25 protein-coding genes and 2 riboswitches are annotated in these 26646 nt (G+C 50.0%); of the genes, 13 read left to right on the top strand and 12 right to left on the bottom strand.

What is annotated here, in order from left to right:
• Positions 1 to 16 precede the first annotated feature (16 nt).
• The 3 genes from AC2Q9J_RS04280 to mtnW are packed head-to-tail and all read right to left on the bottom strand — an operon-like array spanning position 17 to position 2525.
• Positions 17 to 646 (bottom strand): methylthioribulose 1-phosphate dehydratase, encoded by a 630-nt coding sequence (locus AC2Q9J_RS04280; RefSeq protein ID WP_499037504.1) that lies wholly within the window; start codon positions 644 to 646, stop codon positions 17 to 19.
• On the bottom strand, positions 643 to 1308 hold the full coding sequence (locus tag AC2Q9J_RS04285; protein WP_499037506.1) for a 2-hydroxy-3-keto-5-methylthiopentenyl-1-phosphate phosphatase: 666 nt from the start codon (positions 1306 to 1308) through the stop codon (positions 643 to 645). The genes AC2Q9J_RS04280 and AC2Q9J_RS04285 overlap by 4 nt, the downstream gene beginning before the upstream one ends.
• A 2-nt stretch (positions 1309 to 1310) precedes the next feature.
• Entirely contained in the window at positions 1311 to 2525 is a 1215-nt protein-coding gene (mtnW, locus tag AC2Q9J_RS04290) for a 2,3-diketo-5-methylthiopentyl-1-phosphate enolase (RefSeq protein WP_499037507.1), read from the bottom strand.
• A 77-nt stretch (positions 2526 to 2602) separates the two neighbouring features.
• A riboswitch (SAM riboswitch) is annotated at positions 2603 to 2712 on the bottom strand.
• A 907-nt stretch (positions 2713 to 3619) separates the two neighbouring features.
• Positions 3620 to 3774: riboswitch (SAM riboswitch) on the top strand.
• Positions 3775 to 3853: 79 nt separating this feature from the next.
• Here mtnW and mtnK point away from each other — a divergent pair.
• The 5 genes from mtnK (at position 3854) to AC2Q9J_RS04315 (ending at position 9752) form a co-directional block, all read left to right on the top strand.
• Entirely contained in the window at positions 3854 to 5032 is a 1179-nt protein-coding gene (mtnK, locus tag AC2Q9J_RS04295) for an S-methyl-5-thioribose kinase (RefSeq protein ID WP_499037509.1), read from the top strand.
• 3 nt (positions 5033 to 5035) lie between these two features.
• A complete protein-coding gene (gene mtnA, locus AC2Q9J_RS04300) occupies positions 5036 to 6097 on the top strand; it encodes an S-methyl-5-thioribose-1-phosphate isomerase (RefSeq protein ID WP_499037510.1) in 1062 nt (353 codons plus the stop codon).
• Positions 6094 to 7179, top strand: coding sequence for a sugar ABC transporter substrate-binding protein (locus AC2Q9J_RS04305; protein WP_499037513.1), 1086 nt, complete (start codon positions 6094 to 6096; stop codon positions 7177 to 7179). Before mtnA ends, AC2Q9J_RS04305 begins: the two co-directional genes overlap by 4 nt.
• 76 nt (positions 7180 to 7255) lie before the next feature.
• Positions 7256 to 8791 carry a sugar ABC transporter ATP-binding protein gene (locus tag AC2Q9J_RS04310; RefSeq protein WP_499038256.1) on the top strand — a complete coding sequence of 512 codons (1536 nt, stop codon included), beginning with the start codon at positions 7256 to 7258 and terminating at the stop codon, positions 8789 to 8791.
• Entirely contained in the window at positions 8715 to 9752 is a 1038-nt protein-coding gene (locus AC2Q9J_RS04315) for an ABC transporter permease (RefSeq protein ID WP_499037515.1), read from the top strand. Before AC2Q9J_RS04310 ends, AC2Q9J_RS04315 begins: the two co-directional genes overlap by 77 nt.
• Positions 9753 to 9829: 77 nt before the next feature.
• Here the strand turns inward: AC2Q9J_RS04315 and AC2Q9J_RS04320 are convergent, their stop codons facing one another.
• Positions 9830 to 10153 carry a TIGR04104 family putative zinc finger protein gene (locus AC2Q9J_RS04320; protein ID WP_499037516.1) on the bottom strand — a complete coding sequence of 108 codons (324 nt, stop codon included), beginning with the start codon at positions 10151 to 10153 and terminating at the stop codon, positions 9830 to 9832.
• Positions 10154 to 10463: 310 nt separating this feature from the next.
• Here AC2Q9J_RS04320 and AC2Q9J_RS04325 point away from each other — a divergent pair, with 310 nt between their 5' ends.
• Complete coding sequence (locus AC2Q9J_RS04325) at positions 10464 to 11468, top strand: EAL domain-containing protein (protein WP_499037518.1); 1005 nt, start codon at positions 10464 to 10466, stop codon at positions 11466 to 11468.
• Positions 11469 to 11532: 64 nt separating this feature from the next.
• Positions 11533 to 12126 carry a flavin reductase family protein gene (locus AC2Q9J_RS04330; RefSeq protein WP_499037519.1) on the top strand — a complete coding sequence of 198 codons (594 nt, stop codon included), beginning with the start codon at positions 11533 to 11535 and terminating at the stop codon, positions 12124 to 12126.
• Between the two features lie 499 nt (positions 12127 to 12625).
• Here AC2Q9J_RS04330 and AC2Q9J_RS04335 read toward each other — a convergent pair whose 3' ends face one another.
• The 4 genes from AC2Q9J_RS04335 to AC2Q9J_RS04350 form a co-directional block, all read right to left on the bottom strand.
• Positions 12626 to 13633 carry a FecCD family ABC transporter permease gene (locus tag AC2Q9J_RS04335; RefSeq protein ID WP_499037520.1) on the bottom strand — a complete coding sequence of 336 codons (1008 nt, stop codon included), beginning with the start codon at positions 13631 to 13633 and terminating at the stop codon, positions 12626 to 12628.
• A complete protein-coding gene (locus AC2Q9J_RS04340; protein WP_499037522.1) occupies positions 13630 to 14628 on the bottom strand; it encodes a FecCD family ABC transporter permease in 999 nt (332 codons plus the stop codon). The genes AC2Q9J_RS04335 and AC2Q9J_RS04340 overlap by 4 nt, the downstream gene beginning before the upstream one ends.
• Before the next feature lie 66 nt (positions 14629 to 14694).
• Positions 14695 to 15612 (bottom strand): iron-hydroxamate ABC transporter substrate-binding protein, encoded by a 918-nt coding sequence (locus tag AC2Q9J_RS04345; RefSeq protein ID WP_499037523.1) that lies wholly within the window; start codon positions 15610 to 15612, stop codon positions 14695 to 14697.
• A 5-nt stretch (positions 15613 to 15617) separates the two neighbouring features.
• Positions 15618 to 16409, bottom strand: coding sequence for an ABC transporter ATP-binding protein (locus AC2Q9J_RS04350; protein WP_117313032.1), 792 nt, complete (start codon positions 16407 to 16409; stop codon positions 15618 to 15620).
• A 132-nt stretch (positions 16410 to 16541) separates the two neighbouring features.
• On the opposite strand from AC2Q9J_RS04350, the gene AC2Q9J_RS04355 reads away from it, so the two are divergent.
• The 3 genes from AC2Q9J_RS04355 (at position 16542) to AC2Q9J_RS04365 (ending at position 19273) form a co-directional block, all read left to right on the top strand.
• Complete coding sequence (locus AC2Q9J_RS04355) at positions 16542 to 17591, top strand: NAD(P)/FAD-dependent oxidoreductase (protein WP_499037525.1); 1050 nt, start codon at positions 16542 to 16544, stop codon at positions 17589 to 17591.
• A 433-nt stretch (positions 17592 to 18024) separates the two neighbouring features.
• On the top strand, positions 18025 to 18861 hold the full coding sequence (locus AC2Q9J_RS04360) for a PP2C family serine/threonine-protein phosphatase (RefSeq protein WP_499037527.1): 837 nt from the start codon (positions 18025 to 18027) through the stop codon (positions 18859 to 18861).
• Positions 18851 to 19273: a GNAT family N-acetyltransferase gene (locus AC2Q9J_RS04365; protein ID WP_499037529.1), complete on the top strand. Its 423-nt coding sequence runs from the start codon at positions 18851 to 18853 to the stop codon at positions 19271 to 19273. Before AC2Q9J_RS04360 ends, AC2Q9J_RS04365 begins: the two co-directional genes overlap by 11 nt.
• Here the strand turns inward: AC2Q9J_RS04365 and AC2Q9J_RS04370 are convergent.
• Complete coding sequence (locus AC2Q9J_RS04370; protein WP_499037530.1) at positions 19228 to 19824, bottom strand: histidine phosphatase family protein; 597 nt, start codon at positions 19822 to 19824, stop codon at positions 19228 to 19230. The genes AC2Q9J_RS04365 and AC2Q9J_RS04370 overlap by 46 nt on opposite strands.
• A gap of 93 nt (positions 19825 to 19917) precedes the next feature.
• Here AC2Q9J_RS04370 and AC2Q9J_RS04375 point away from each other — a divergent pair, with 93 nt between their 5' ends.
• Both AC2Q9J_RS04375 and AC2Q9J_RS04380 read left to right on the top strand, forming a co-directional pair.
• Positions 19918 to 20487 carry a GNAT family N-acetyltransferase gene (locus AC2Q9J_RS04375; RefSeq protein WP_499037532.1) on the top strand — a complete coding sequence of 190 codons (570 nt, stop codon included), beginning with the start codon at positions 19918 to 19920 and terminating at the stop codon, positions 20485 to 20487.
• A gap of 47 nt (positions 20488 to 20534) precedes the next feature.
• Entirely contained in the window at positions 20535 to 21251 is a 717-nt protein-coding gene (locus tag AC2Q9J_RS04380) for a sulfite exporter TauE/SafE family protein (RefSeq protein WP_499037534.1), read from the top strand.
• Positions 21252 to 21642: 391 nt separating this feature from the next.
• Here AC2Q9J_RS04380 and AC2Q9J_RS04385 read toward each other — a convergent pair whose 3' ends face one another.
• Both AC2Q9J_RS04385 and AC2Q9J_RS04390 read right to left on the bottom strand, forming a co-directional pair.
• Positions 21643 to 22482 (bottom strand): aldo/keto reductase, encoded by an 840-nt coding sequence (locus AC2Q9J_RS04385; protein ID WP_499037536.1) that lies wholly within the window; start codon positions 22480 to 22482, stop codon positions 21643 to 21645.
• Between the two features lie 76 nt (positions 22483 to 22558).
• On the bottom strand, positions 22559 to 23788 hold the full coding sequence (locus AC2Q9J_RS04390; protein WP_341201022.1) for a dicarboxylate/amino acid:cation symporter: 1230 nt from the start codon (positions 23786 to 23788) through the stop codon (positions 22559 to 22561).
• A 634-nt stretch (positions 23789 to 24422) separates the two neighbouring features.
• On the opposite strand from AC2Q9J_RS04390, the gene AC2Q9J_RS04395 reads away from it, so the two are divergent.
• Complete coding sequence (locus AC2Q9J_RS04395; protein ID WP_499037538.1) at positions 24423 to 25655, top strand: MFS transporter; 1233 nt, start codon at positions 24423 to 24425, stop codon at positions 25653 to 25655.
• A 45-nt stretch (positions 25656 to 25700) separates the two neighbouring features.
• On the opposite strand, the gene AC2Q9J_RS04400 is transcribed toward AC2Q9J_RS04395, so the two are convergent.
• A complete protein-coding gene (locus tag AC2Q9J_RS04400) occupies positions 25701 to 26552 on the bottom strand; it encodes a MurR/RpiR family transcriptional regulator (protein ID WP_499037540.1) in 852 nt (283 codons plus the stop codon).
• Between the last annotated feature and the right edge of the window lie 94 nt (positions 26553 to 26646).

Here is a 26646-nt window from a genome sequence, read left to right on the forward strand (position 1 = left end):
TCCTCTCTGATTGGGTTTATTTTATGTGAAGTAATGCTAATTGGTATTGAAATAAAAACTCGCTGGCCTCCAATAATTTCTTCGCTTCAAAAGCATCTTTGCCCCACACGGTGATGCCGTGGTTGCGGATCAGGACTGCGCCTTTATCGGCAGTCAGGTGTTCTTCGAAATCTTCCGCCAGCCGCGGGATGTGGGCGTGATTGGCGATGATCGGAATGGATAAGACGGCATCTTCATCCCATAAGCCGAATGCTTTGATGAGTTCCTGGCCTTTGAAATCGATTTTGCCGTCGCGTCCATAATGTTCGGACAGGACATTATTGGCAACGGTATGGACATGGAGACTGCAGCCGGCACCGGTTTTATTGTAGATGGCGCTGTGCAGCAACGTTTCGGCGGAAGGCTTGAGGTGAGTGGCTTCGACCGGCTCGCCTGCCGCATCGACGAGAAGGAAATCCTCATCGGTCCGTTTGTATTTATCCTTGCCGCTTGCTGTGACCAGAAACTGGAGCGGCGTATCGCTTACTTTGATGGCGAGATTGCCGCTAGTGCCCATGAACCAGTCGCGTCCGGCCAGCACGTCCTTGACGTCCGCCAGCTCATTCCATTTTTCCTGTAACTCTGTCAACGTCTGTTCTGTCGTCATGACCGCACACCCAATTTCGCATCGATGATTTCTGTAACATCCCCGAAATTCTCAAAAGGCTCGTAAGGGATGTTCAGTTCTTCACATTTTTCAATGAGAAAATCGCGGGCGATGACCAAGTCGGCATATTTTGCCGCCTGCAGGTCGGTGATCGAATCGCCGATGACGATGCTTGTGCCGCCGTCCGCAAGTAATTTGCGAATGATTGACGGCTTACAGCAGCCGCAGCCTTGGCTCGCGCACTCGTCGTCGCAGCCGTGCGGGAAATCGATGCGGATCGTGTCGCCCGAGAAATCCGCTTCGTTGCAATAAATGCCTTCGAATGGTCCAAACGGTTCGAGCAGCGGGTAGACGAAAAAGTCGATGCCGCCGCTGACGATATAAAGCGGGATGTTGTGCTCTCTTGTATAAGCGACGAAATCCGCAAAGCCTTCGCGGATCTCCGCCTGCTCGAGCACGTAAGCGATGACTTCGTCCTTTTTGGACGATGGCAATAAAGAAAACATCTTTTTGACACCTTCACGTATCGAGATGGTTTGAGCGAGAATCTCGTCTTTGATCGGTTCCCAGCCCGGTGGATTGAAATGCTTCATGATGGCGATTAAATTATCGTTGGTTGTGATTGTGCCATCAAAATCACAAAAGATGATTGGCTGTTTCATAATTACCCCCATAATTCCAAAGCTGTTTTTAATTCTGGCTGCTGTTCACTGGCGTTTTCCAAGCTTTGCTGTTGCAGGACGGCATCGACCGCCTGGCGGAATGCTTTCCCGCCGCCTGCTGCGCCGTCCGGATGTCCATGGACCCCGCCGCCTGCATTGATGATGCTGTCGATTCCGAAATCGTTGATGAGCAGCGGCACGAGTCCCGGATGAATGCCTGCGGAAGGAACCGGGAACGTTGGCTTTAACAGGCTGTCATTTGTTAACTGTTCGCCGAGCGCCAGTGCCGCTGTCTTCTCCATAGCAACACTGCCGTAAGGAGAGGGAAACAGTGAAAAGTCAGCGCCGGCGTAGCGCGTCAATTTGCCGAGCGCGAGCGGTGCCGCGACGCCGTAGAACGGAGAAGAAGTGAACGCACCGCTGAATGCCGGATGCGCCATGAGCGGCAGAGCGATGTCATCGTCTTCCGCCAATTCCTGCAGCACATCAAGTCCGTAGGCATGAACATTGAACAGCAATGCATCGGCACCGAGTTCACGGGCTTTTCGTGCCTTGTCGCGTAATTGTGATGTGCGGCCCGAGAGGTTCACCGCGTAAAGTGTACGGTGGCCGGTTTCGGCATAAACTTCGTGCAGAACTTGTTTTGCAGCGGTGATGCGCTGTTCAAAAGGAGTCAGCTGATTGTCGAACAGGATTTCGTCGTCTTTGACCAGATCGACGCCGCCGAGCGCCTGCTGTCTGAGCTGCGCCGTTAAATAATTGATGTCTCGGCCAATCACGCCTTTGAAGATGCTCATGACGAGCGGGCGGCCGTGGACGTCGAGCAACCCGCGGATGCCGTCGATACCGAAGCGCGGTCCCGGAAATTGTTTCAATAGACCTTCTTCAAACTCGAGGTCCAATAATCTCACTTCACCGTCGAGCGACAATTTGCCGAACACGGTGGTCAGGATAGCCGGCAGATCCGCCGAGAAATTCGCGCTTGGGTAGGAAACTTTGATATGCGCTTTGATTGCATCGGGCTTGAGGGGGTGAGGGCTTTGTGGAAATTCCTCCACCGACACCACATGGCCTTTATGCTTTTTCAATTGCTCCTGCTCGAGGAGCGGCAAGTCGGTCCACGACCCGATTGTGAGTCCGAGCGCGATGCCTTCCGCTTTCTTCTCAAATGACCCCGCTTTGCCGTATACCTGGTAGCTCGCTGTCAGTCTGCTCATATGTGACACTCCTTAAGTTCTTTTCCTGAAAAATAAAAAACCTCTTCAAATAAGAAGAGGTTAAGGGCGTTAACGACTTCTTATTTCTCAGCCAAACGTTCTGGCTGCAAGAATTAGCACCGTGTCCATCGCTGGACCGGTTGCCGGGCTTCGTAGGGCTTGTCCCTCCACCTGCTCTAAATAAGAATTGGATATTCGGTTGGTTGTTGCAATAAAGTAATTCTGATTATTCCATGTGCGAAGAATTCTGTCAACAGGGAATTGTGAGAAAGTTTTTGGGGAGAGATGCCTGTGGTAAAACTGCATAGATGGAAGTGAGCGGCTCGACGCTCACGGACCCAGCAGTTTGCGCAGCAAACTGTAGGCGATTAGAGGTTTGGATTGGGTTTTGGAGGCGGAAAGGGCTCCGGACAGTATTTTCGTTTTGCGGATAGTATTTTGAGAATGCAGACCGTAAAGCCTTAATTTGGAAATAAAGATCGGGAAATAAGTTTGGACAGTAACAAGTCGATAATGGACAGTATTCGCTTCCTAATGGACAGTATTTAGACGATAATGGACAGTATTTCAGTTGTAATGGACAGTAAATCCTAAATTTGGAAATTCAACTTGTTTGGAAATGAAAAATCAGCAGTCCAGCGAGGCAAATTTCACCCGAAATAGCTGATTCGGCTCAAATCCACCGGCATAAAACAGCGACACCTTCAATCGACGACCATTTTCACCAAAAAACAGACGAAATCACTGCCGAAATTTGCTGTCACTTCAACAAGCCAGATCAAAACCGCCTCCAAAACCAAAGATCAGAAATGGAAAAGCCTTCGCCGCCAGCGAAGGCTCCTTTCAAACCCACAAACCCAGGAAGTTTCCGCCGAGCGGAAAACTTCCGCTAAAAGGGACTTAGTTTTTATTTGAAGTAAAGGGGGAGGTGCAAAAGCAGTCCGTCCACATAGCAGTTCTTTCATAAGAGCATGCAAAACGGAACGAGCAGCCATTTTGCAAATTGAAAAATAATTCAAAACTTCCTGTTGACAGTCTATTCTGAACCGTGATAGGATTCATCTCATAACAAAAACCGCATATAAAACTTAGTACTCTTATCAAGAGCAGGCAGAGGGAAATTGGCCCTATGACGCCCAGCAACCGACCGTAATACCTTCGTGAGAAGGGGCGCTTTATGCGCCGGGATGAACATCCCGCAAGGCACGGTGCTAATTCCACCAGATATTTACTTTCTGGAAGATAAGAGGCATGGAACCTCTTAATTCTGCGCCTCTTTCTTTCGGGAAAGAGGCGCTTTTATATTGTAATTTAGGAGGAAGATGACCATGACAACTACAGCAGTATCAACATATCACGCATTGACGGAAGCAGAAGCCATCGCTTTGGCGGCGGGACTTTTTCCGGCAGGAACAGATCTGGAATGCCGGGAAATCGGCGATGGCAATTTGAATTACGTGTACCGGGTAAGCGACCGGGCAAGCGGCAAAGGCGTCATCATCAAGCAGGCGCTGCCTTATGCCAAAGTGGTTGGCGAAAGCTGGCCGCTGACATTAAAGCGTGCGGCGATCGAAGCTGCGGCGTTACGCAAGCACGGTGAATATGCGACTGGCCTCGTGCCGGAAGTGTACGGCACCGATGAAGAATTGGCGTATACGATCATGGAGGATCTTTCCCATTTGACGATCGCCCGTGAAGGTTTAATCCAAGGGAAAAACTATCCGAAACTATCAACCGATATCGGTGAATATCTGGCACAGACTTTATTCCATACTTCCGATTTCGCGTTGCATCCGTTTGAAAAGAAAAAGTTGGTTGCCGAATTTTCCAACCCGGAACTTTGCAAAATCACGGAAGACTTGATTTTCACGGATCCGTTTTTCGATTATGAGACAAATGATTTCGAACCGGAACTGCGGCAGACGGTGGAAGCCATCTGGCAAAATGACCGTTTGAAGCTCGAAGCGGCAAAATTGAAACGCAGCTTTTTGACGGAAGCGGAGGCATTGCTTCATGGCGATCTGCACACCGGCAGCATTTTCGCTGATGACAATGAAACCAAGGTCATCGATCCGGAGTTCGCTTTTTATGGACCGATCGGCTTTGATGTTGGCTTGTTTATTGCCAATCTGATTGCACAAGGCATTACGCGGGACGGCGAAGGCCGCGGCACAATCATCGGCAATATCGAGAATACGTGGCAGGTGTTCGAAACGCGCTTCACGGAGCTTTGGGAAAATGAAGGCATTGAAGATTTTAAAGGCGTTCCGGGTTACCGCGAATCCGTTCTCGAAAAGATTTTCAACGACACACTCGGTTTTGCCGGCTGTGAATTGATCCGCCGCACAATTGGTCTGGCGCATGTCAAAGACCTGGACGGCATTGAGGATGCAGAACAGCGCATCGAATCCAAAAAACAGGCTCTCCACATCGGGGAGACATTGATCTTAAAACGCAGCGAACTCACATCGATTCAGGATGTGACAGCGCTTTTGAAGGAGCTGTAAAGAATGGCAATCCCATTATCGATCCAATGGATCAACAACCAATTGATCATTCTCGATCAACAAAAACTACCGCATGAAACGGAATATATTGCGCTGAACACAATTGAAGATGTCTATGATGCGATTATTACGATGAAAGTCCGCGGCGCACCGGCGATCGGCATAACGGCGGCTTACGGTTTGGCATTGGCCGCTCAAAAGCACGACACGGAAACGCTGGAAGTCTTTCACCATTACCTGAAAAAAGACGCGGTTTACCTGGCGTCTTCACGCCCGACGGCAGTCAATCTGGCGTGGGCGATCGGCCGTCTTCAGCAAGCGGTCCAATCGGTAAAAACGGTTGCAGCGGCAAAAGCGGAAATTTTAGCAGAAGCGAAACGCATCCATCAGGAAGACGAGGAAGCGTGCCGGACAATTGGCGGTTATGCACTTGAATTATTGGAAGGCCGTTCGAGAGTCATGACAATCTGCAACGCGGGCTCCATTGCGACAGCAAAATACGGCACCGCGCTCGCGCCGTTTCATCTCGGGAAGGAATTGGGGCGTGAGTTCGAAGTCTTTGCCTGCGAAACGCGTCCGGTATTTCAAGGCTCGCGCCTGACGGTGTGGGAGCTGCAGCAATCGGGTGTTGATGTAACGCTGATCACCGACAGCATGGCGGCGCACACGATCGGTGCAAAAGGCGTTGAAGCGATCATCGTCGGTGCTGACCGCATTGCGGCAAACGGCGATACAGCCAATAAAATCGGCACCTTCAACTTGGCGATTCTGGCCGCTGCTTATAAAATCCCATTTTATGTGGCAGCACCGGCATCAACTTTCGATCTGCAGATTCCCAACGGCAAGAATATTCCAATCGAAGAACGGTCGGCGAAGGAAATCACTCATATTGCAGGCCAACCCATCTCACCGAACGGCACAAAAGTCTACAACCCGGCATTTGACGTGACGCCGGCGCAGTACATTACGGCGATCATCACGGAAAATGGCATCATCCATCCGAATTATGAAAGAAATATACCGGAATTGTTTGCAGCAGTTTCAGGAAAAGGGGAAAATTCATGAAAAAACAATCATTTTTAATTATCGCGGCTTTATTGTTCATCAGTATTTTATTGGCGGCGTGCCAGCCGAAAGGCGAAACAGTGACGGAAGCGGAAACGGATTCTGACAAAAAATCGGAAGCCTCGGAACATCCGCTGTCGGGCAAAGAAGTGGCATTGATTTTGCAGCAGAATCTCGGAACGTTTTCGGCGCAATACATAGCCGGAGTGGAAGAACAGGTTGAGAGCTTCGGCGGTAAAGTTACAGTTTTTAACTCTGAAGGAGATCTGGCGAAGATGGCATCCAATCTGGATGCCGCCATCAACCAGGGAGCAGACGCGATCCTGATTGACCACGGAACGAAAGAGGCGTTGAACCAAGGCGTCGAAAAAGCGGTGGAAAAAGGGATTCCGGTTGTAGCATTTGACGCAGGAGTTGATGTGGAAGGCGTGGTTTCGCTTGAACAGGGAGATCAGCTGATGGCAGAACAGACGTTAACGAAATTGGCTGAAGATCACAATGGCGAAGCGAATATCGTAAAAATCTGGACAGCAGGATTTGCCCCGATGGAACGCCGCCAAATCGCTTATGAGCAATTCTTGAAAGACAACCCAGGCATCAAAGAAGTAGCGGCATTCGGTGCTGCCACTCAAAATACAGCGCTTGATACACAAGCGCAGATGGAAGCAATCCTGAAGCAATACCCGAACGAAGGCGACATCACAGCTGTTTGGGCGGCTTGGGATGAATTCGCGAAGGGCGCTGTCCGTGCCATCGAGCAGGCAGGGCGCACAGACATCAAAGTCTACAGCATCGACATGAGCGATGAAGATTTGCAGATGATCCAAAAAGACGGCAGCCCGTGGGTGGCTTCGGCCGCAGTCGACCCGACAGATATCGGACGCATCCAGGTGCGTTACGCGTACCAATTGATCAACGGTGAACAGCCGGAGGAGAAAGTGGTGCTGGAGCCGGTCTTCATTGATGCCGCTGAGCTTCCGGACGAAACGGTGACAACTGAAACGTTGAGCGAGCACATCGAAGGATGGGGAGCGAGCGAGCAAGGCTATACCGACGATCTTCGTGAATTGGAAGGGGAATAAAGGATTGGAGCCGTCCTCGGAATTGGGCGGCTCCTTTCGGCGAAAGGAGGGTGCAGAAGTGGCACAATTACTGGACATGCAGGCAATCGGCAAACGATTTGGCCATGTAACGGCGCTGGAAAACGGCCAGCTGGAACTCGAAAAAGGTGAAGTTCACGCTTTGCTCGGTGTAAACGGAGCGGGAAAAAGCACGATGATTAAAATACTTTCAGGAGTTTATGGCCAAGACAGCGGCGAAATCAGGCTGGACGGAGAAGTCATTTCCCTGCGTTCACCGAAACAGGCCAAAGAACACGGCATTTATTGCGTTTACCAGGAAGTCGATACGGCCATTGTTGCGGATCTGACGGTCGCTGAAAATATCCTGATGGACAGTTTTGCTTCAGGCAGCAATTTCCTGTTGTCGAAACAGAAGATCAACAAGCAGGCGAAAGAAGCGCTGACCCAATTGCAGTCGGAGGAAATCGCCGTAACTCGAAAAGCGGGCACGCTCACTTTGGCGGAGAAACAGCTGGTGCTGATCGCCCGGGCGCTCGTGCATTCGGCAAAGCTCATCATCTTCGATGAACCGACAGCGCCCTTATCATTGACGGAATCGGACAAACTGTTTTCAGTCATCCGAAAATTGAGCAGCGAAGGCGTCGGCTGTGTATTCATTTCCCACCGGCTGCCGGAAGTATTCGAAATCAGCGACCGCATCACTGTGATGCGCGAAGGGAAATGGGTAAACACTTTCGTTACGGCAGAGTCTGATTCCGAGCAAATTATCGAAGCGATGCTGGGTGAAACGCTCAGTCATGAACTGGAGTACCAGACGCATGCGACTGGCGAGAATCTGCTGGAAGTTCGGGGGTTATCGGACAGCGGCAAGCTGAAGGATATTTCATTATCCGTGAAAGCCGGTGAAATCGTCGGGATTGTCGGACTCGTTGGGGCAGGCAAGACAGAGCTGGCCAAAGCGCTGTTCGGGGCGTCGAGTTCAGTCAGCGGCTCTGTGGAAGTCGCGGGAAAACAGGTCCGTATCAAGCATCCGGAAGATGCGATCCGGGCAGGGATGGCATTGATTCCCGAGGAACGCCGGAAAGAAGGGCTGTTTGTCCACGAAACGCTGCGGGCCAATGCCTCGTTTCCGAATCTCCGGAAATTCTCGACAAGATTATTCATGAATAAAACAGCGGAAAACAGATTTGCCGAAGACATCATCGATAAATTGAAGATTAAAACCGGCGATACGGAGACACCGCTTATCCATCTGAGCGGCGGCAACCAGCAGAAAGTGGCTATAGGAAAATGGATGAGCCTCGACTCGCTGCTGTATTTATTCGATGAACCGACAAAAGGCGTCGATATCGGCGCGAAAGTGGATATCTTCAAATTGATCCGGGAACTCGCCGGAAGCGGCAAAGGCTGCCTTTATTTCTCCAGTGAAATCCATGAAGCGATCGGCATCTCCGATCGGATTCTGGTAATGTGCGATGGTCAGATCGTGAAAGAATTATCACGTCAAGAAGCGACCCAGGAAAGGATATTACTTTATGCAAGCGGTGGAAAAGAAGAGCTTAACCAAACGGAAAAACTCAGCGAAAGAGAACGCAGTCCAGTTTCTGTTTAAATACGGCGCGATCATCCTATTGATTGCGATCATCGTGTATTTCAGCAGCATCAGCGACGCATTCTTCAGCTACGGCAACTTCTCGGATATCCTCCGGTCGATTTCAATCGTCACGCTATTGGCGCTCGGCGTCACATTTACGCTTGTCGTCGACGGCTTCGACTTGTCCGTCGGTTCGACGATGTCCCTGTCGACCGTCGTGACGGCGTCACTGATGGTGTGGTATGACATGCCGCTGTGGCTCGTACTGTTATTGCCGCTGCTGATCGGTGTGGCGGTCGGGCTCGTCAACAGTTTCCTCATCACGGTCATCGGTATCCCCGATCTCCTCGCGACACTCAGCATGATGTATATCGTGGCGGGCCTTCACCGCACGTATACGGAAGGGTATTCGATCTACAATAATATGCCGCTGACTTCCGGCGGCACGGCTCCCGGCCAGTTGTCCGAAGCATTCCTATGGATTGGCCAGGGCCAGATGCTTGGCCTTCCGGTGCCGGTGTGGATCATGGTCGTCATGGTGCTGGCGGCGTATGTAATTTTGAACCATACGCGCTGGGGCCGCATTCTTTACATGACTGGCGGCAATGCGGAAGCGGCGACGCTGTCAGGCGTCAACGTGAAACGAGTGAAGACTTCGGCGTACATCATTTCCGGCGTCTTCGCTTCGATGGCGGGCATCCTGTTTACGGCACGCGTGGGTTCAGGACAAATCGACGCCGGCGCACCACTCCTGATGGAAGCGGTCGCGGCAGTATTTGTCGGCTATTCGGTGCTCGGCGCCGGCAAGCCGAATGCGCTCGGCACGTTTTTCGGTGCAGCGGTCATCGGCATCCTGCTGAACGGGCTGACGATCCAGAACCTGCCGTATTACGCGTTCGATATCATCAAAGGGGCGGTATTGGTTGCGGCGCTCGCGGTTACGTATGTGTATGCGAAGAATAAGTTTTCGAAAACATGAGTTGTTTATGTTTGTAAATTTTTCTGAAATAAAAAGGACGTTCGTAACGTGTGTGCACACGTTTGCGAACGTCCTTTTTATTTATTTTTTTTGTCTTCAAAAAAGTTTCTCTGCTCTTCTCTGCTGCTTACTTCAATGAAAGAAGGTAATAAAACAATAACAATAATAGAAAGGATGGGAAACAAGCTAAATAAAATAGCTCTTGGTAAATCAAAGAAAATTTGAAGAAGCAGTGGCAATAAAACAATAAGAGTTAAAAAACTGATTTTAGTTTTGGACTTCTGTGTTTGATATTGTTTTTCCCCACAATAAGGACAACTCATTGCCGGATCTAATGTTGTTGTTTTTTTAAGCGTCTGCTTCCAGCTCCACTCATTGTGGCAATTACCGCAAGTTGGCATTTTTAAAACTCCTCCGATAGAAAATTCATAATACTATTTCATCCTTATTATGAACTTATCGTAACATATGGAATACTATTTCCTAAATAACGGAATTTCTGAATGCAGTATACAGGGCCATCAAGTTAGGATCAAATCTAATTTATAGAACCTTTTATCGACTTGCAGCTAAATACCACTGGACCCTAATTCATAATTTATCCTCCCAATTTATTTAATTTGAAAAGACATTATAAATTTGAAAATTAATAAAGATTTATTTACCATTTTAAGGTAATCTGAAAAGGATAGTACAAAAGGAGTGTGACCAATGGAATGCAATAACTGTTCAGTCGCTGAACTGAAATTTGATATCAAACTCGAAGGCGAAACGAACCTCTCCCTGATGGAAAAGGTCGTCAGCCATCTTGCGCGTCGTGATATGGAAACTACAAGGAAAGAAAATAGATTGCTTATGAACGAGCGTGGTGCGAAAGAATTCCTCGATTTCTGCTTGCATCACATGGAACCGGCAAAAGTGGTATTCCGGATCGATAAAGGCGAATGGAACAGGATTGAAGAGATGGAGCAGGTTTTCAATACGGAATGGATTGATGGCGTGATCCGCAAGGAATTGCTGGTCTGCCATTACCAGCCGATCGTCACGGCGGATGGAGAAATTTTCGCGTACGAAATGCTGGCGCGTTTCCACCATGAGGACGGTACAGTCATTTACCCGAATGAAATCTTCCCGGCTGCCAAATCACGCAGCAGACTTTACGCGCTCGACCGGGTTTGCCGGATGGCCGCTGTACGCCATGCCGCTGTTTTAAAAGACGTGAAAGCTTTTATTAATTTCATCCCAACATCGATTTATTCGCCTGAATTCTGCCTGCGGTCAACGACGAATTTGGCCAATGAGCTTGGCGTCGATCCACGGCAGTTGGTGTTTGAAGTGGTGGAGACGGAAAAAGTGGATGATATCGATCATTTGCGGGGAATTCTCGCTTTCTATAAGAAGAAAGGTTTCCAATATGCGCTGGATGACGTGGGTGAAGGCTATAGCACCATCGAATTGCTGGCGGATTTGAAGCCGCATTACATGAAACTTGATATGCAGTATGTGCAGGGTGTGGCAGAAGATGCGGCCAAACAGAAGACAGCTTTGCGCTTCCTGGAGAAAGCACTCGAAGTCGGGTCGGTTCCGCTGGCGGAAGGCGTCGAAACGAAAGAGGATTTCGACTGGCTGAAGCAGCAGGGCTACCATCTGTTCCAGGGTTATTATTTCGGCAAGCCGGCAAAAGATCCTCAGGGAATCGTGACAGTGCCAGCTTAACATGAGCATTTCCTGCGGCAATGAAAAACGTTTCGGGTAAACTGAACGAAAAGGAGTGGTGGCTGTGCTGAGCTTTGATCCTTATCAACAGACAGAACGCGAAAACTATAAATTGCTTGTGGGCACGATCATCCCGAGGCCGATTGCTTTTGTCACAAGCAAATCCGAGGATGGAATTGTGAACGCTGCACCTTTCAGTTATTTCAATATCGTGTCGTCGAATCCGCCGATGCTGTCCGTTTCCGTTCAGCGCAAGGGCGACGACAAAAAAGACACCGCACGCAATGTGCTGTCCGGCAAAGAATTCGTCGTTCACATTGTCGATGAAGAAAATGTCTTCGAAGTCAATGAAACCGCGGCATCGCTGCCGCCCAATGAAAGTGAAATCGATGTGACCAAACTTACGTTAATCGACAGCGAGGAAATCGGTGTGCCGGCTGTCGCGCAGTCGAAAGTCCGTTTTGAATGCGTTCTTGACCAGGCAGTCGATTTGCCGAATACAGACCTGCTCATCGGCAGGATCGTCCGGATTCACGTGGACGAAGCGATTTATGAAAACGGCCGCATCAATGCGCAAATTCTGAAACCGGTCAGCCGCCTGGCAGGAACGAATTACGCTAAATTGGGCGAGATGTTTTCGTTGAAGCGGCCGGATTAACTTAGAAATTATGTGCGTGGAGGCCAAGAAGGCAAGCGTTGCTTTTCTTCTTGGTCTCTTCTTTTTTATGCCGGGTTATGCAAAATTCAAAAGCGGGAGCGGATGTTTTTCGCTGCGCGAAAAACTCCAGTCTTTAAGGAAGTCGCCGCGAAAGTGGCGGCTTTTTCAGATTGAGGGGTTCGGTTTTGGGTGAGCGCAACTAAAATGGCTTTAAGCGCAACTAAATTAGAGTTAACCGCAACTAAATTGCGAAATCGCGCAACTAGAATAAAGAATGTGGAAAATATTTCATATTTTGTTCGCTTTTCTATATTCTAGCGTTGAATAATTGCTGACCGCACCTCAGATGGAGAAAACCGCACCTCGCAAGCCAATTTCCGCACCTCAGATCGAGAAGACCGCACCTCAAGCCAATCAACCCGCACCCCAAACCAATCAACCCGCACCCCAAATCAAAAACGCAGCCAGCTCACCAAGCTGGCTGCGTTCCTCGCATATTTTATTTCTTCATCAATAAATAAATAAAATAAGGCGCGCCGATCAAGGCTGCCATGACGCCCGCCGGGATGCCGGATGGCTCCAGCAGATTGCGGCCGATGGTGTCCGCTAGCAATAACAGCCAGCCGCCGATCAAAATGGCGAGCGGCAGGAATAATTGATGGCGTGGACCGACCAGCGCTTTCGCAATATGCGGCGCCATCAGGCCGATGAACGCGATGCCTCCCGTAACGGAAACAGCGGAAGCAGCCAAAGCGACCGCAGCCAGCAGCAGCGTGATGCGTTCTTTTTCGACAGAGACACCCAAGCCGACCGATACTGGTTCACTGAGCCCAAGCATATTCAAGCGATTGGCTTTATAAAGGACAAAGGGAATGAGCACCAATAACCATGGCAGCAATGCCAGGATGAATGGCCAGTCGGTGCCCCAGATATTGCCAGCCAGCCAATTGGCAATGAAATCCACTTTTTCGCGTTCAGCGGATGAAATCAGCACAATCATGACACCGGACAGCGCCATCGAAAAGCCGATGCCTGTCAGAATCAGCCGGATCGGCTGAAGCCCTGTCTCTCTTTGATAAGAGAACAGGTAGATCAAAATCGCCGTCAGCAAAGCGCCGCCAAAAGCGACCAATGGCAATAGGTAAACGAACGAACCGGCCTCAACAGGCACGAACAGGAAGAACAAAGCGATTGCGGCGCCGGCACCCGAATTGATTCCGATGATGCCTGGGTCTGCCAGGTCATTGCGCGTAATGCTTTGCAGAATCGCACCGGACAAGGCCAGCGCCATACCAGCAAGCACCGTGATCAGGATGCGCGGCATACGGATGGAGAACAAGACGAAATTCTCCTTGAACGTTCCCTGGCCGATGAGCGAGGCAAAAATACGGTCGTAACCCATGGAAGAATAACCTGCGCCGACGCTGATGATGGCTGTCGCCAAAATCAACCCGAGCAGTGTGAAAAAGAAGACACGCTGTTTTTTAATCAAAGCTGACTGGATCATGTGAACGCACGGCCTCCTTTACGGACGATAATCAGGAAGAACGGCAAGCCGAGCATGGCGACGATTGCAGCCACCGGCGTTTCAAAAGGCGCGTTGATCGTTCGGCCGAGCAAATCGGCAAATAACATAAAAATCGCGCCCGCTACAGCGGACATCGGGATGATGTGCCGGTAATCGACGCCGACAATGGCGCGCACGATATGAGGGACGAGCAAGCCGACAAACGCCATGTTTCCGGCAAGCGCTACAGCGGCGCCCGCTAAAGCAGTGATGACGACAAACAGAAACACTTTTGTGCGGTTGGTGTTTTGGCCAAGGCCGATTGCCGCTTCCTCACTGAGACTGAGGATCGATAATTGCCGCGACAGCAGCAGCGCGACCACCATTGCAAGGAGGATGAACGGGGTGATCGTCTGCAGCTGGCCCCATGACGTGCCGATCAATCCGCCGGCCGTCCACATGGAAATGTCTTTTGAAATCTTAAAATATAAGCCGATGCCTTCTGCCACGGCCGTCAGGAAAGCGGAAATGGCTGCACCTGCCAGAACAATCCGAAAAGGCGAAAAGCCGCCTTTTTTCATTGAGCCAAGGCCGAATACCAAAGCACCGCCGACAGCTGCGCCAATAAAACAGGCGACCATGATGCCGAAATAATTGGCGGCCGGAATCATGGCGAGCGTTACTGCAAGCGCTGCATTGGCACCGGCAGTCAATCCCAGTAGTCCCGGGTCCGCCAGTGGGTTGCGCGTCATCCCCTGCATAATGGCGCCGGACACTGCAAGCGCCGCGCCAACCAGAACAGCCGCCAGTTCCCGAGGCAGACGAATTTCACGGATCACTGAAATGGCATCATTCGAAACGTTTGAAAAAAGGGCAAGGCGGATATCGTTCAAGCTGATATCCGCTGCACCAAAAGCGATGGCTGCTGTAAATGTCAGCACGAAAACGGCAACCGCCGCAAGCAGCTTGGCGAAGAAATTAAATTTTGTCGGCATAAGGCATCATCATTTCTGTTAAGGATAAAAAGGAATTCCCGAGGATTCAGGAATTCCTTTTCTTTTTTATTTCAAGAAATTTTCTTTAAAGAATTCCAATTGATGATCCAGTGAAAGCGGATCGTTGAAATAGAATTCCTTGGCGTTGGCTTCAAACACATGGCCGCTTTTCACAGCTTCTGTATTTTTATAGACATCTGTTTCCTGGAACGAATTGTCCTGTTCAGAGTCTTTGCTGAAGATCACGTAGTCGCCCATGTATTCAGGCAAAACTTCCTGTGACAAAGCGTAGTAACCGTCTTTCAATGCCATTTCTTTCACTTTTTCAGGCATTTTCAATTTCATTTCCTGATAAAGGATTTCCGTTCCGCGGCCCCAGCTGTCGCCGAATACGTAAATTTGCTTATCGAAGTTCTCGATGACCGACACAGTTGCGTCTTCACCGATTTCAGCACGGATTTCTTCGCCCGCAGTTTGTGCGCGCTCTTTGAAGTCGTCAATCCAGGCTTGAGCTTCTTCTTCTTTATTTACTGCTTTACCGATTTCAAGATGCTGCGTCAGGTAATCCACATTATTGTAAGTGAATGTAACTGTCGGTGCAATGTCGTTCAGCTTATCAATATTTTTCATGGTGGACGAACCGATGATCAAGTCCGGATCCAACTCGATGATCTTTTCGAGGTCATCTTCCGCGACTTCTTCCACGTCCGCCAATTCTTCTTCAAACCGAGGGTTCATTTTCGACCAGGAATCCACGCCGACCAGTGGCACATCAAGCGCCATGGCATTTCCAGCATAAGTCGACAATACGATGACACGCTGCGGGTCTGCAGGGACTTCCATCGGTCCTGTTTCTGATTCATATGTAATCGTTTCTGGCTTCGATTCAGCCGAAGCTCCATCTTTTTCTTCCGTTGACTCTGAATTGCACGCTGCAAGGAATAAAGCAGCCAATAAAACCAGCAGGAATGTTAATTTTTTCATTATGGTCATGCTCCTTTGATTAAGTTATAGGTAATGCAAATCGGCTTCTGCGTTCTTGGGTCCATTCCAATCTCTGCGTCAATCCGAAATACGGTTTTCAATACATCTGCAGTGATGACTTCGTGGCAGGCGCCCGCCTTGATGATTTCACCATTTTTCATGGCAATCAGGTGGTCGGCAAAACGTGCGGCCTGATTTAAATCATGCAATACCATGACGATGGTGCGCTCCTGCTCTTCATTCAGCTTCTGCAGCAGTTCGAGAATTTCCAGCTGATGTGCCATATCAAGATATGTAGTCGGTTCATCGAGGAAAATCATTTCGGTTTCCTGGGCGAGCGCCATGGCGATCCAGACGCGCTGGCGCTGGCCACCCGATAATGCGTCCACCGGATGATATTTGAAAAACTGTGTGCCGGTCACATCGAGTGCCCAGTTGATGATGTCATGGTCCTCGGCGGACAGGCGTCCAAACCCTTTTTGATAAGGGAAGCGGCCATAGGACACCAATTCGCCGACGGTTAAACCTGGCGCATTTTCCGGAGTCTGCGGAAGAATAGCGATTTTCCGGGCGAGCTTCTTTGTATTTTCTTTGGCGATATCAGCGCCGTCGAGTACGATGCTGCCTGACTGATGGGGAATAACGCGAGTCAGGGCTTTCAGTAAAGTGGATTTGCCGCAGCCATTTGATCCGATGATGGTCGTTATCTTCTTGTCGGGGATGGACAGCGATAAATCTTTTACAATCGCACGGTCTCCGTAGCTGATATCCAGATGCTCAGCGAACAGGCGAACCATAACTTTCAACCTCCTTGTGAAACTGTGTGAGAAATAGATTGATAATGATTATCATTTTCAGTACAATCAATACTATAAAGTTGTTGAGAATCATTGTCAATTAAAAATTGAAAAGAAAAGGATGAGAGCTGAATGGCACATAGCGACATATTCGACGTAACGATAATCGGTGGAGGTCCTGCGGGACTGTATTCGGCTTTTTACAGCGGTTTGCGGGAAATGAAAACGAAAATAATCGAATTTCAGCCGCGCCTTGGCGGAAAAATTCATGTCTATCCCGAGAAAATGATCTGGGACGTGGGAGGCCAGCCGCCGATGCCGGGCGCTAAGCTAATCGACCAATTGGTGGCGCAGGGACTGACATTCAATCCGGAAGTGGTGCTGAATGAGAAAGTCGAAAGTATTGAGAAGCAGGAAGACGGCTTGTTCAAACTGGAAGGTTCATCCGGTCAGATCCATTTGTCGAAGACGGTTATCGTGGCAGTCGGCGGGGGCATTCTCAATCCACAAAAACTGGAGATTGAAGGAGCCGAGCGTTTTGAAGTATCCAATCTGAATTACACTGTTAAATCGCTCGAACGTTTCATAGGAAAGACCGTCCTCATTTCAGGAGGCGGCAACTCAGCAATCGACTGGGCCAATGAGCTCGAACCCATTGCCGATAGAGTGTTCGTCAGCTACCGGAAAGATGCGCTTGCGGGACACGAAGCCCAGGTCAGCCAATTGCTGGGGAGTTCGGCTGTCTGTTATCTGAATACATCCATCAGCCGTCTGATTGCCTCTGATAACCGGGATGCCATCGAACTCGTCGAATTGACCAATCAGATTAATGGAGAGAAAACATTGCTTCCTATAGATGAAGTCATCATCAATCACGGCTACGAGCGCGATATCAGTTTGCTCGGCAACAGTCCTTTGGACATCGAGATTGCGGACGATTACTATATTGCGGGAACGCCGAAAAGCGAATCATCGGTCGACGGCCTCTTTGCCGCCGGCGATATCCTCCAGCATCCCGGCAAACTCAATCTGATCGCCGGCACTTTCCAGGACGCGGCCAACGCCGTCAACCAAGCGAAAAGCTACATCCAACCCGATGCAAATAAAATCGCCATGGTCTCTTCGCACAATGAAATCTTCAAGAAGCGCAATAAAGAATTGGTTAAACAGATGATGAGCTAAGAGAGGCGGCCGGTGGGGTCGTCTCTTTATCTATGCAGATGGAGCCGAGTTCAAAAGTGTGGAGCGGATGTTTTTCGCTGTGCGAAAAACTCCATTCTTTCAGGAAGCCGCCGCGAAAGTGGCGGCTTTTTCAAATTGGGGGTTGGATTTTTGGTGAGCGCAACTAAAATGGGTTTAAGCGCAACTAAATTGCGAAATCGCGCAACTAAAATAATAATTGCCGACCGCACCTCAGATGGAGAAAACCGCACCCCAAATCGGTCAACCCGCACCCCAAGTCGATCAAGCCGCACCCCAAACGGTCCAACCCGCACCCCAATCCCAAATCCGTCCCATCCCCGCCGATTTTATTCAAATAAATCCCGAAAAAGTTTTCCAGTAGCTTACAGATGTTCTATAATTGTAAGAATATTATAAAGAGGATGTGGGGTTGATGGAGGAGTTTGACTGGGTAGGCAGCGAGGAGCATTTTGTGGATCAGCCGGATATTTGGAAGATGCAGAAGATGACAGTCGGCCGGTTCGGCGGCAATTCGGCGGCGGGGCAGACGAAGAACGAGGATGCTTGTCTGGCTTGGGCGAACCCGGAAGAGGACTGGGAATTGGCGATGATCATGGATGCGCATGACACGGCGGAGAGTGCGGAAGTGGTCATGGAACAGTTTCTCGCGCATCAGGAAGAGATCAGGTCGTTCTTGTCCATGGACGTCAGCTTTGAATTTTTTCAGAGCCTTGAAGCGTTGCTGCTGCGGATTTTTCGGCAAAAGGATTTCCTGGCAACGTGCCGCGAGATACAAGGTGAAACCGCGTGTTTGATCGCCATTCGCAAAGGCAAGCACCTGTATTGGTTTTCGGTCGGCGATTGCCTGCTCTATCTGTTTCACACTGAACTTGCGGCAATGGGACAATACCAATTGAATCAGCGGCATTTTTACGAATGGATCGGGCGCAATAACAGTTTTGCCCAAGCGGTGCCGAGTTTCAGCAGCGGCTTGCGTGAACTGCGGCAAGGGCGCAACCGGATTCTCCTGGCAACGGACGGCCTGACGGAATGCCCGGGCGAACCTTATGCGGAGCCGGTAAATATCTACGGACAATTTGATGGAATTAATGAAGAAGCTGGCATCCAGACGCTGCTTGAAACTGTGCAGCAACAAGGGGTGAGGGATAGTGTCACCCTCATCACCTGGACAGTGGATGCTGCAGAAAAACCGCTTTACGCCAGCAATCAGCAAACTTTTACGAAAGAGGATAGTTGGGATGCTGAGTAAAGCGTCGGCAGCAAAACCGACGCCGCAGCTCAAGGAATTGATGGCTTTTGCGATGTCGAATGAGCGAGTGGAAGCGGAACATGCTCAGTATCTCAAAAATCCGAACCGCCATTTGTATTTTGTGGAAGAAGCAGCGTTTATCGGCATCGAAATGAAAGACGCTTCGCGCTGGGAGATCTGCCATATTGCAGTTGCCGGCGAACTTCGCGGCAACGGGACCGGATCGCGGATGATTGAAGAGGTCATCAAGCTTCATGGTATTCAGGAAATCTTTGCGGAAACAGATGTGGATGCAGTCGGTTTCTACCGGAAAAACGGATTCCATATAAAAAGCCTGGGCGAAAAATACCCAGGCCGAGAACGATTTTATTGTGCGAAGACTTTGCCTTCCAAATGGCGCGTGCAATTATAAAGCGGACATTGCCATGCGCCTTCAAGATTTTTCAGGATGGTGATCGAGGTATTGTCGAGCAGGGTCTTCTTGAATTGCTCGGGCAATAATGATCTAAGCGTCAACCCGATCAAGCCGCCGTGGCTGACGACAAGGACGCGTTTGCCGGGATAATCTTTAACGATATCCTGCAAGGCGGCGGTTGCGCGCTCTGCCACCGCTTCACGTGTTTCCATCCCCAGGTCGAGCGAGCGCCAGTCAGCGCCCCATTTTGCCACGCGTTGCTCTTCCGTGGTGCCTTCGATTTCGCCGCCGTTCATTTCGCGCAGGCGCGTATCAAAATGGCTGATGGGGAGAGCGAGTTTAGCACCGATAATTTCAGCGGTTTCCTTGGCGCGCTCCAAATCACTGGCGATGATCAGGTCCCAATCCTCTTCAGCTGCCAGCCGTTCGGATAAGGCGATTGCCTGCTCCCGGCCGGTTTTATTCAGCGGGATATTGCTGTTGCCCTGCGCAATCCCGAGCTCATTCCATTCTGTAATGCCATGTCTCACAATGCCGATTGTGGTCATCCGATCCAACTCCTTTGACGATCTTTCTACTATATAGAATAAACCAATTTTGACACTGACGCACGCACCAAAATCGAACAGGGAGGAATACATATGAATGGAACACCAACAATCTACAGCCAATTGCCGACCATCGAAAGTGAACGCTTGATATTGCGGAAACTCGAGCTGACGGATGCCGAGAATATGTTCGAGTACGCCTCCGAGCCGGCGGTATCTCGATTCATGCCCTGGCAGGCGCATCAAACGACTGACGATACGAGAGAGTTTATCGATTTTATCCGTAAAGGCTATGAAGACAATAAAAAACTGACCTGGGCCATCGAATTGAAGAGTGAAAATAAGATGATCGGCACCATCGATTTCGTCAGCTGGCTGCAGAAACGGCAGCGTGCGGAAGTGGGCTATACGCTATCCCATCATTATTGGGGGCAGGGGCTGATGCTTGAAGCGGCAGAGACGCTGATTGATTTTGGGTTCAAGGAAATGGATCTCATCAAAGTCGAAGCGCCGATTATGCTGGACAATAAACAATCACAGCGCGTCGCTGAAAAACTCGGCATGATCCGGGAGGGTGTTTTGCGCAAGCACATGATCATAAAAGGAGAGTTCGTCGATCTGGCGATGTACGCGGTGCTGAAGGAAGAATTTTATTCGCGGTAGGCGTGTGGTAAAATCGCTATCAATCTATTTCTAAGGCGGGTGCTTTTGTGGAAGTCCTTTTGTTCATTGCGATTATCCTGACAGCGTCCGTGCTTCAGACCAGCACCGGTTTCGGATTTTCGATTCTGGCGACACCTTTTTTGCTGCTTCTTTTTGGCGTCAGTGACGCCATCCAAATAAATCTTGTGCTGTCGCTCATCATTTCGTCAGCGCTGATCACGAAAATCCGCAACGACATTGATTTTGATATTTTGAAAAGGCTGATCATCGGCAGTGTCGTAGGCATGCCGATTGGCATCGTTATTTTTGTCATGGCCGATATGCAGAAGCTGAAACTCGGCATCAGCTTGGTCATTCTGCTGCTGACGGTTTTGCTGATATTATCCCTTCGCATTCGGCGTACGGCGGGCCGCGATTTCCTGTTCGGCGGCTTATCGGGAAGCCTGACGACAAGCATCGGCATGCCGGGGCCACCGCTGCTGCTGTATTTTTCGGGAACCGATACGCTAAAGGAAAAGCTCCGTGGAACGACACTTGCGTTTTACCTGTTCATTTATTCGGTCAGCCTGGTGCTCCAAATTATTTTTACCGGCACCGATAAAACCGTCTGGATCTCCAGCGCGATGGCCATCCCGATTGTGCTGCTCGGCCTGTATCTCGGGCAGCGGCTGTTCCACCGGATCGACCAGCGCACTTTCCGCTATGTCACTTATGCGATTCTGCTGTTTACGGGTTTGTATTTGCTGTTTGATAATTTGGGGTGATTGATGGAATAAAAACGAAAATGTCTTTGGATATTTTCTAACCGCAACTAAATTGGCGACAACCGCAACTAAATCAAGTTTAACCGCAACTAAAGTGCGAAATCGCGCAGCTAAAAATAAAATTTTGGAAAATATTGCAGATTATTATTCGTTTTATTATATATAATTCTTAAAAAAATGCCGAGCGCACCTCAAATGAAGATAACCGCACCTCAAAAGGGGCGACCCGCACCCCAAATCGATCAAGCCGCACCCTAAACGGTTCAAGCCGCACCCCAAGCAAGCCAACCCGCACCCCAACCGAGTCAAGCCGCACCCCAACACAAAAAAGCCATCTTTCTCACCGGCAAACGGTGCAAGAAAGATGGCTTTTCGTATGCAACATCAAAAATCAAAAATCAAAATCATCCGGATCCGGGCCGACACGCTGGTTTTCATTCAGCGCGGAAATGCGGTCCATGTCTTCGTCGGTCAATTCGAAATCGAATATTTGAGAGTTCTGGATGATGCGCGGTTCTTTTGAAGATTTCGGAATGGTGATGACGCCGTTTTGAAGGTCCCAGCGCAGGATGACTTGAGCTGGCGTTTTTTCGTTTTTCATCGCAATTTCTTCGAGGACAGGATGGTCGAGCAGCTTGCCTTGCATCAGCGGTGACCAGGCTTCCAGTTGGATATTGCGGGCTTTGCAGAATTTATGAAGTTCTTCCTGCGTCAAAAGCGGATGGTACTCGACTTGATTGACCATCGGCACGATATCCACGTCTTTCAAAACATTCTCTAAATGATGAATCTGGAAATTACAGACACCGATCGCTCTGACGCGCCCGTCTTTATACAATTTTTCAAGCGCGCGCCATGCGTCTTTGTATTTTCCTTCCACCGGCCAATGGATCAAATACAAATCGAGGTAATCGAGCCCGAGCTTTTCCAAACTCGCTTCGTATGCCGCAAGCGCAGAATCGTAGCCAAGATCTGAATTCCACACCTTAGATGTGACAAAGACATCGTCACGGGACAGTCCCGTTTCTTCAAGCGCTTCGCGAATTCCCCGGCCGACACCGGCTTCATTGCCATACATTGCGGCAGTATCTATGCTGCGGTAACCGTTGACAATTGCTGTCCGAACGCAATTAGCGGTCTCGTCGCCGTCCTTCAGCCCGGACACGCCGAGGCCGAACCAGGGCATTTCCACAGCGTTATGCAGTGTGCTGGCGGATGCCAGATTTTTCATCGGATCAACACCTCCCAATCGTAAATAACTTGTCTTTTAATATACCCGCTGTTCCAATAAAAAAACGGCAGCTGCGTTACGCTTTGGCAGCCTGCCGTTTCTTTTCGGTTTTATCGATGACAGTCGTGCCGACAAGGTCACCGGTTACGTTCAGCATCGTTGCGCCCATGCCGACAAGTGCGTCAATCGCTGTCAGCAATGCGACAGCTTCCATCGGCAGTCCGAGCTGCGCGAAGACGGTGGCGATCATGACGATTCCAGCGCCTGGCACACCGGCTGTACCGACAGAAGCGAGCGTACCGACGAGCACAACCATCAGCATATCCGGCAAGGATAAGGGATTGCCCGTCAAATTGGCGGCAAAAGCGGCGGATACGGCGATTCGGATGGCGGCTCCATCCATGTTGATGGTAGCGCCGAGCGGCAGGCTGAAGCCGTACAAACTTTTCGATAAGCCGAGTCCCCGTGCCGCTTCCAATGTCAGCGGCAAAGTGCCGGAGCTGCTTTGCGTGACGAACGCCGTCAGAATCGGCGTCCGCGCATGGCGGAAGAAGATGCCCGGTTTTATTTTCATCAAAATCAACAGAAGGGTATAGAGCACAATCTGCACGGCGATGGCGACATACAGCACGAGCACCATTTCACCGAGTGACAGCAGCGTATCAAGCCCCTGGCTGCCGACCACTTCCGCCATGATGGCGAAAACGCCGATCGGCACATATTGCAGAATCACTTTCAGGACGACGATCGTCGCCTCATTTAAACCGTTGACGGTTTTATAAAGATGCTCCCCGAGCTCCCCGAATTCCGCTGAGCTGCGCATATAGGCGATCGCCAACCCGAACGCGAATGCCGTGAAGATGATGCCGAGCAGATTCATTTCAGTGAACGCAGTAAAGATATTCGATGGCACGATATTCAACAGTACATTGATGACACCGGGATTTTCAGGAGTTTCAAAAGTTTCATCGGCTGGAAGCGTCATGCCGGTGCCGGGCTGGAACAGGGTTGCGACGGTCAACCCGACGATGATGGCGAACGCCGAACTTAAAACATAATAGAGGAATACCTTTCCGCCCATGCGGCCGAGGTCACCGAGACGGCTCTGATTGACGCCGACCATCAAGGTGAACAAGATCAGCGGGATGATCAGGAACGTCAATAAATTCAGCAGCAGATCGCCGAGCGGCGCCAGCACCGCAGCGTCTTCGCCGAACAGCAGTCCGACAATCACTCCAAGGATCAGGGCGATGGTGATTTTAACTATTAAAGATGTATCTGTATATTTTCTCCAAACGGCTTTCATATGCTGCCTCCTTCAAAAAAAATTATTGAAATATAGTTTAATCCGTACAAAATTACTTGGAATTAACCATTACAGTAGATGAAGGGTCGGCAGCTGTCAAAGCCGTTGCTCAAAAGGATGGTTTTACTAAACGATATTCCACAAAACAGCTCCGAAGACATTAGCCGAAGCTTGCAAGGCTAAGTCTTTGCGACGAAGCAGCGCAGCGATGCAGGAGCACGCTTTACTTCCGCTGTTTTGCTCCATATCTATAGAAACTTCACTCAAAACAAAAACTGTAGATAAGTGTGTATTTTTTTATCAAAAATTTACCCTATACACTATTAGTGCCCAATGTTATCCTATTGAAAACCAAATGCGAAGAAGAGAAGAGTAGGCAGATCCCAACCTTTCACAAGAGACCCCTGGCAGCTGGAAAAGGGGAAGGGCGGACGGCTGAAACAAAACTCTGAGCAGCGCGCCGGAACCAGCGAATGGGGGTGGCGTGACAGGAGCTCCTGTTACCGGGCAAAAGTATAAGCAGGCGCGTCCTGCCGTACTTAATGAGACTGGCATGGCGACATGCCGGTGAACTGGAGTGGCACCGCGAACCCGAACCGCCTCCAAGACAAATTGTCTTGGAGGCGGTTTTTTTATGGCGAAACTATCTGATTGGAAAGATCCGCTGATTTTATTGGCGGCAGTCGGCATTTCGAATATCGGGGCATGGATTTACCTGATCGCCCTGAATCTCAAAGTGCTGGCGCTGGCGGATAACTCGGCTTTGGCGGTAGCCGGCCTCTATATGACGGTTCCGCTCGCCGCGGTTTTCACGAATATGTGGGCCGGCAGCCTGATCGACCGGCTGAATAAGCGCAAGCTGCTGATCCTGCTCGACCTGGCACGCGCAGCGCTCATTCTGCTGCTGCCGCTGTTCGATTCATTGGCCTTCATCTACGCCGCAGTTTTTGTGCTCGGCATTGCCAGCTCGATGTTCGCGCCGACGTCGATGGCTTATGTGACTTTGCTGCTGAAACCTTCGCAGCGTCAGCGCTTTAACGCTTTTCGGAGCCTTGTCGGTTCCGGCGCTTTTCTGCTGGGTCCCGCTGTAGCCGGCACTTTGCTCGCTGTCGCAAGTGCCGATTTCGCTCTCTATACCAACGCCGCAGCTTTATTTTTTGCGGCTATGCTGACCGTCATTCTGCCAAATCTCGATGGCAATAAAACCGGCAACGCCGAAGAGCCATTGAATCTGAAATTGATTCGCAGCGATTTGGCCGCGGTGCTCGCTTTCAGCCGCAGGAACCGTTATATTGCAGTAATCTATCTGACGTTCAGTGCGGTGACAGTGCTGGCGACAGCGCTCGATTCACTTGAAGCTTCTTTTTCGATTCTGGTGCTCGGGTTGAGCGAACAGCAATACGGCTTTCTTGTCAGTGTCGCCGGTGCCGGAATCGCGGCCGGATCGCTCGTCGCCGCTGGACTCGGAAACCGGCTGACAGTTCCATTTTTGATGGGAGGAGGTGCGATAATCGTATCCGCCGGCTATCTGATCTATGCTTTTTCAGGGGATTTCACAGGCGCCGCAATCGGCTTCTTTGTCCTGGCGTTTGCGCTCGCATTTGCCAATACCGGATTTCAGACTTTTTATCAGGACAACATTCCCGTCGCCATGATGGGCCGGATCGGCAGCATCTACGGAATGGCTGAAGCGATTTTCGTCATCCTCCTTACGCTCTGCTTTGCCGTGGCTGCCGAACTGCTGGCCATCCGCCCGGTAATTATCACCGGTTCTTTGATGATACTCGGTGTCAGCATCGGTCTATCCGTCTGTATCAGCAAAGAGCAGCTTGCTGCGAATAAAACACGGAGTGAAACCGCCGTATGATCGCAAAATTAAAAAGAGACCTGCCACAACGGCAGGTCTCTTCTCTTATAAACGTTTATGTGACATCGCTTCGCGCATATCCTGCAGCGATTGTTTGCCGGCATCACTTCGTGCAATCATCAGGTTGGTATAAAGCGCATCGATCAAACTCAGCTGGGCGATACGGGAAGACAACGCTTCCGACCGGAAATCGGTTTCTTCGGAAACCGTATAAAGGCAGATATCCGATTCCTTCGTCAACGGCGACTTCGCGAAATTCGTCAGGCAAATGATGGTGACCCCTTTACTTTTCAGGACACGCAATACATCCAAAATATCGGTCGTCGAGCCGGAGTGGGAAATGACAATGGCGGCATCCTGTTCATTCATTTGGGATGCGGACATCACCTGGACGTGCGCGTCGAGATTCATGGCCACCGGCAAGCCGAGCCGGATGAATTTATGGTAGCCGTCCATCGCAACGCTTGCCGATCCGCCGTTTCCGAAAAACTCAACTTTACGGGCGTTCATGATCGTCGTGACGGCCTGCTCGATTGTTTCGCCGTCCATGATCTGCAATGTCGCTTCCAATGTTTTGATATTGGAACGGAAAACTTTCTCGGCGACCGTTTTGACTTCGTCGCCTTCTTCGATCTGTTCGTGGATATCTTTCAGCGGCGTCACCACTTCGGAAGCCAGGGAGATTTTAAAAGCTTGAAAACCTTTAAAGCCGAGGCGCTGGCAGAAGCGGAAGATGGTGGACTCCGCGATGTTTAATTCGTCTGCTATTTGGTTGATCGTCAAATGGATGATATTGCGCGGATCATTCAATACGAAATCAGCGATTTTCTTTTCTTTGTCGCTGAACTGTGAATAATTGCCGCGGATGGCTGCCTGCGCAAATTTTTGTTCTTTCATAAGTCAATTCCTCATTTCTGACACGTTTCATACTGACATTATACTACACTTCCCTTGTGTAAGGAAAAAAATTTGATATAATAAAACCACTACG

The sequence above is a fragment of the Planococcus sp. RAB007_Raresut genome (genome assembly GCF_057369535.1).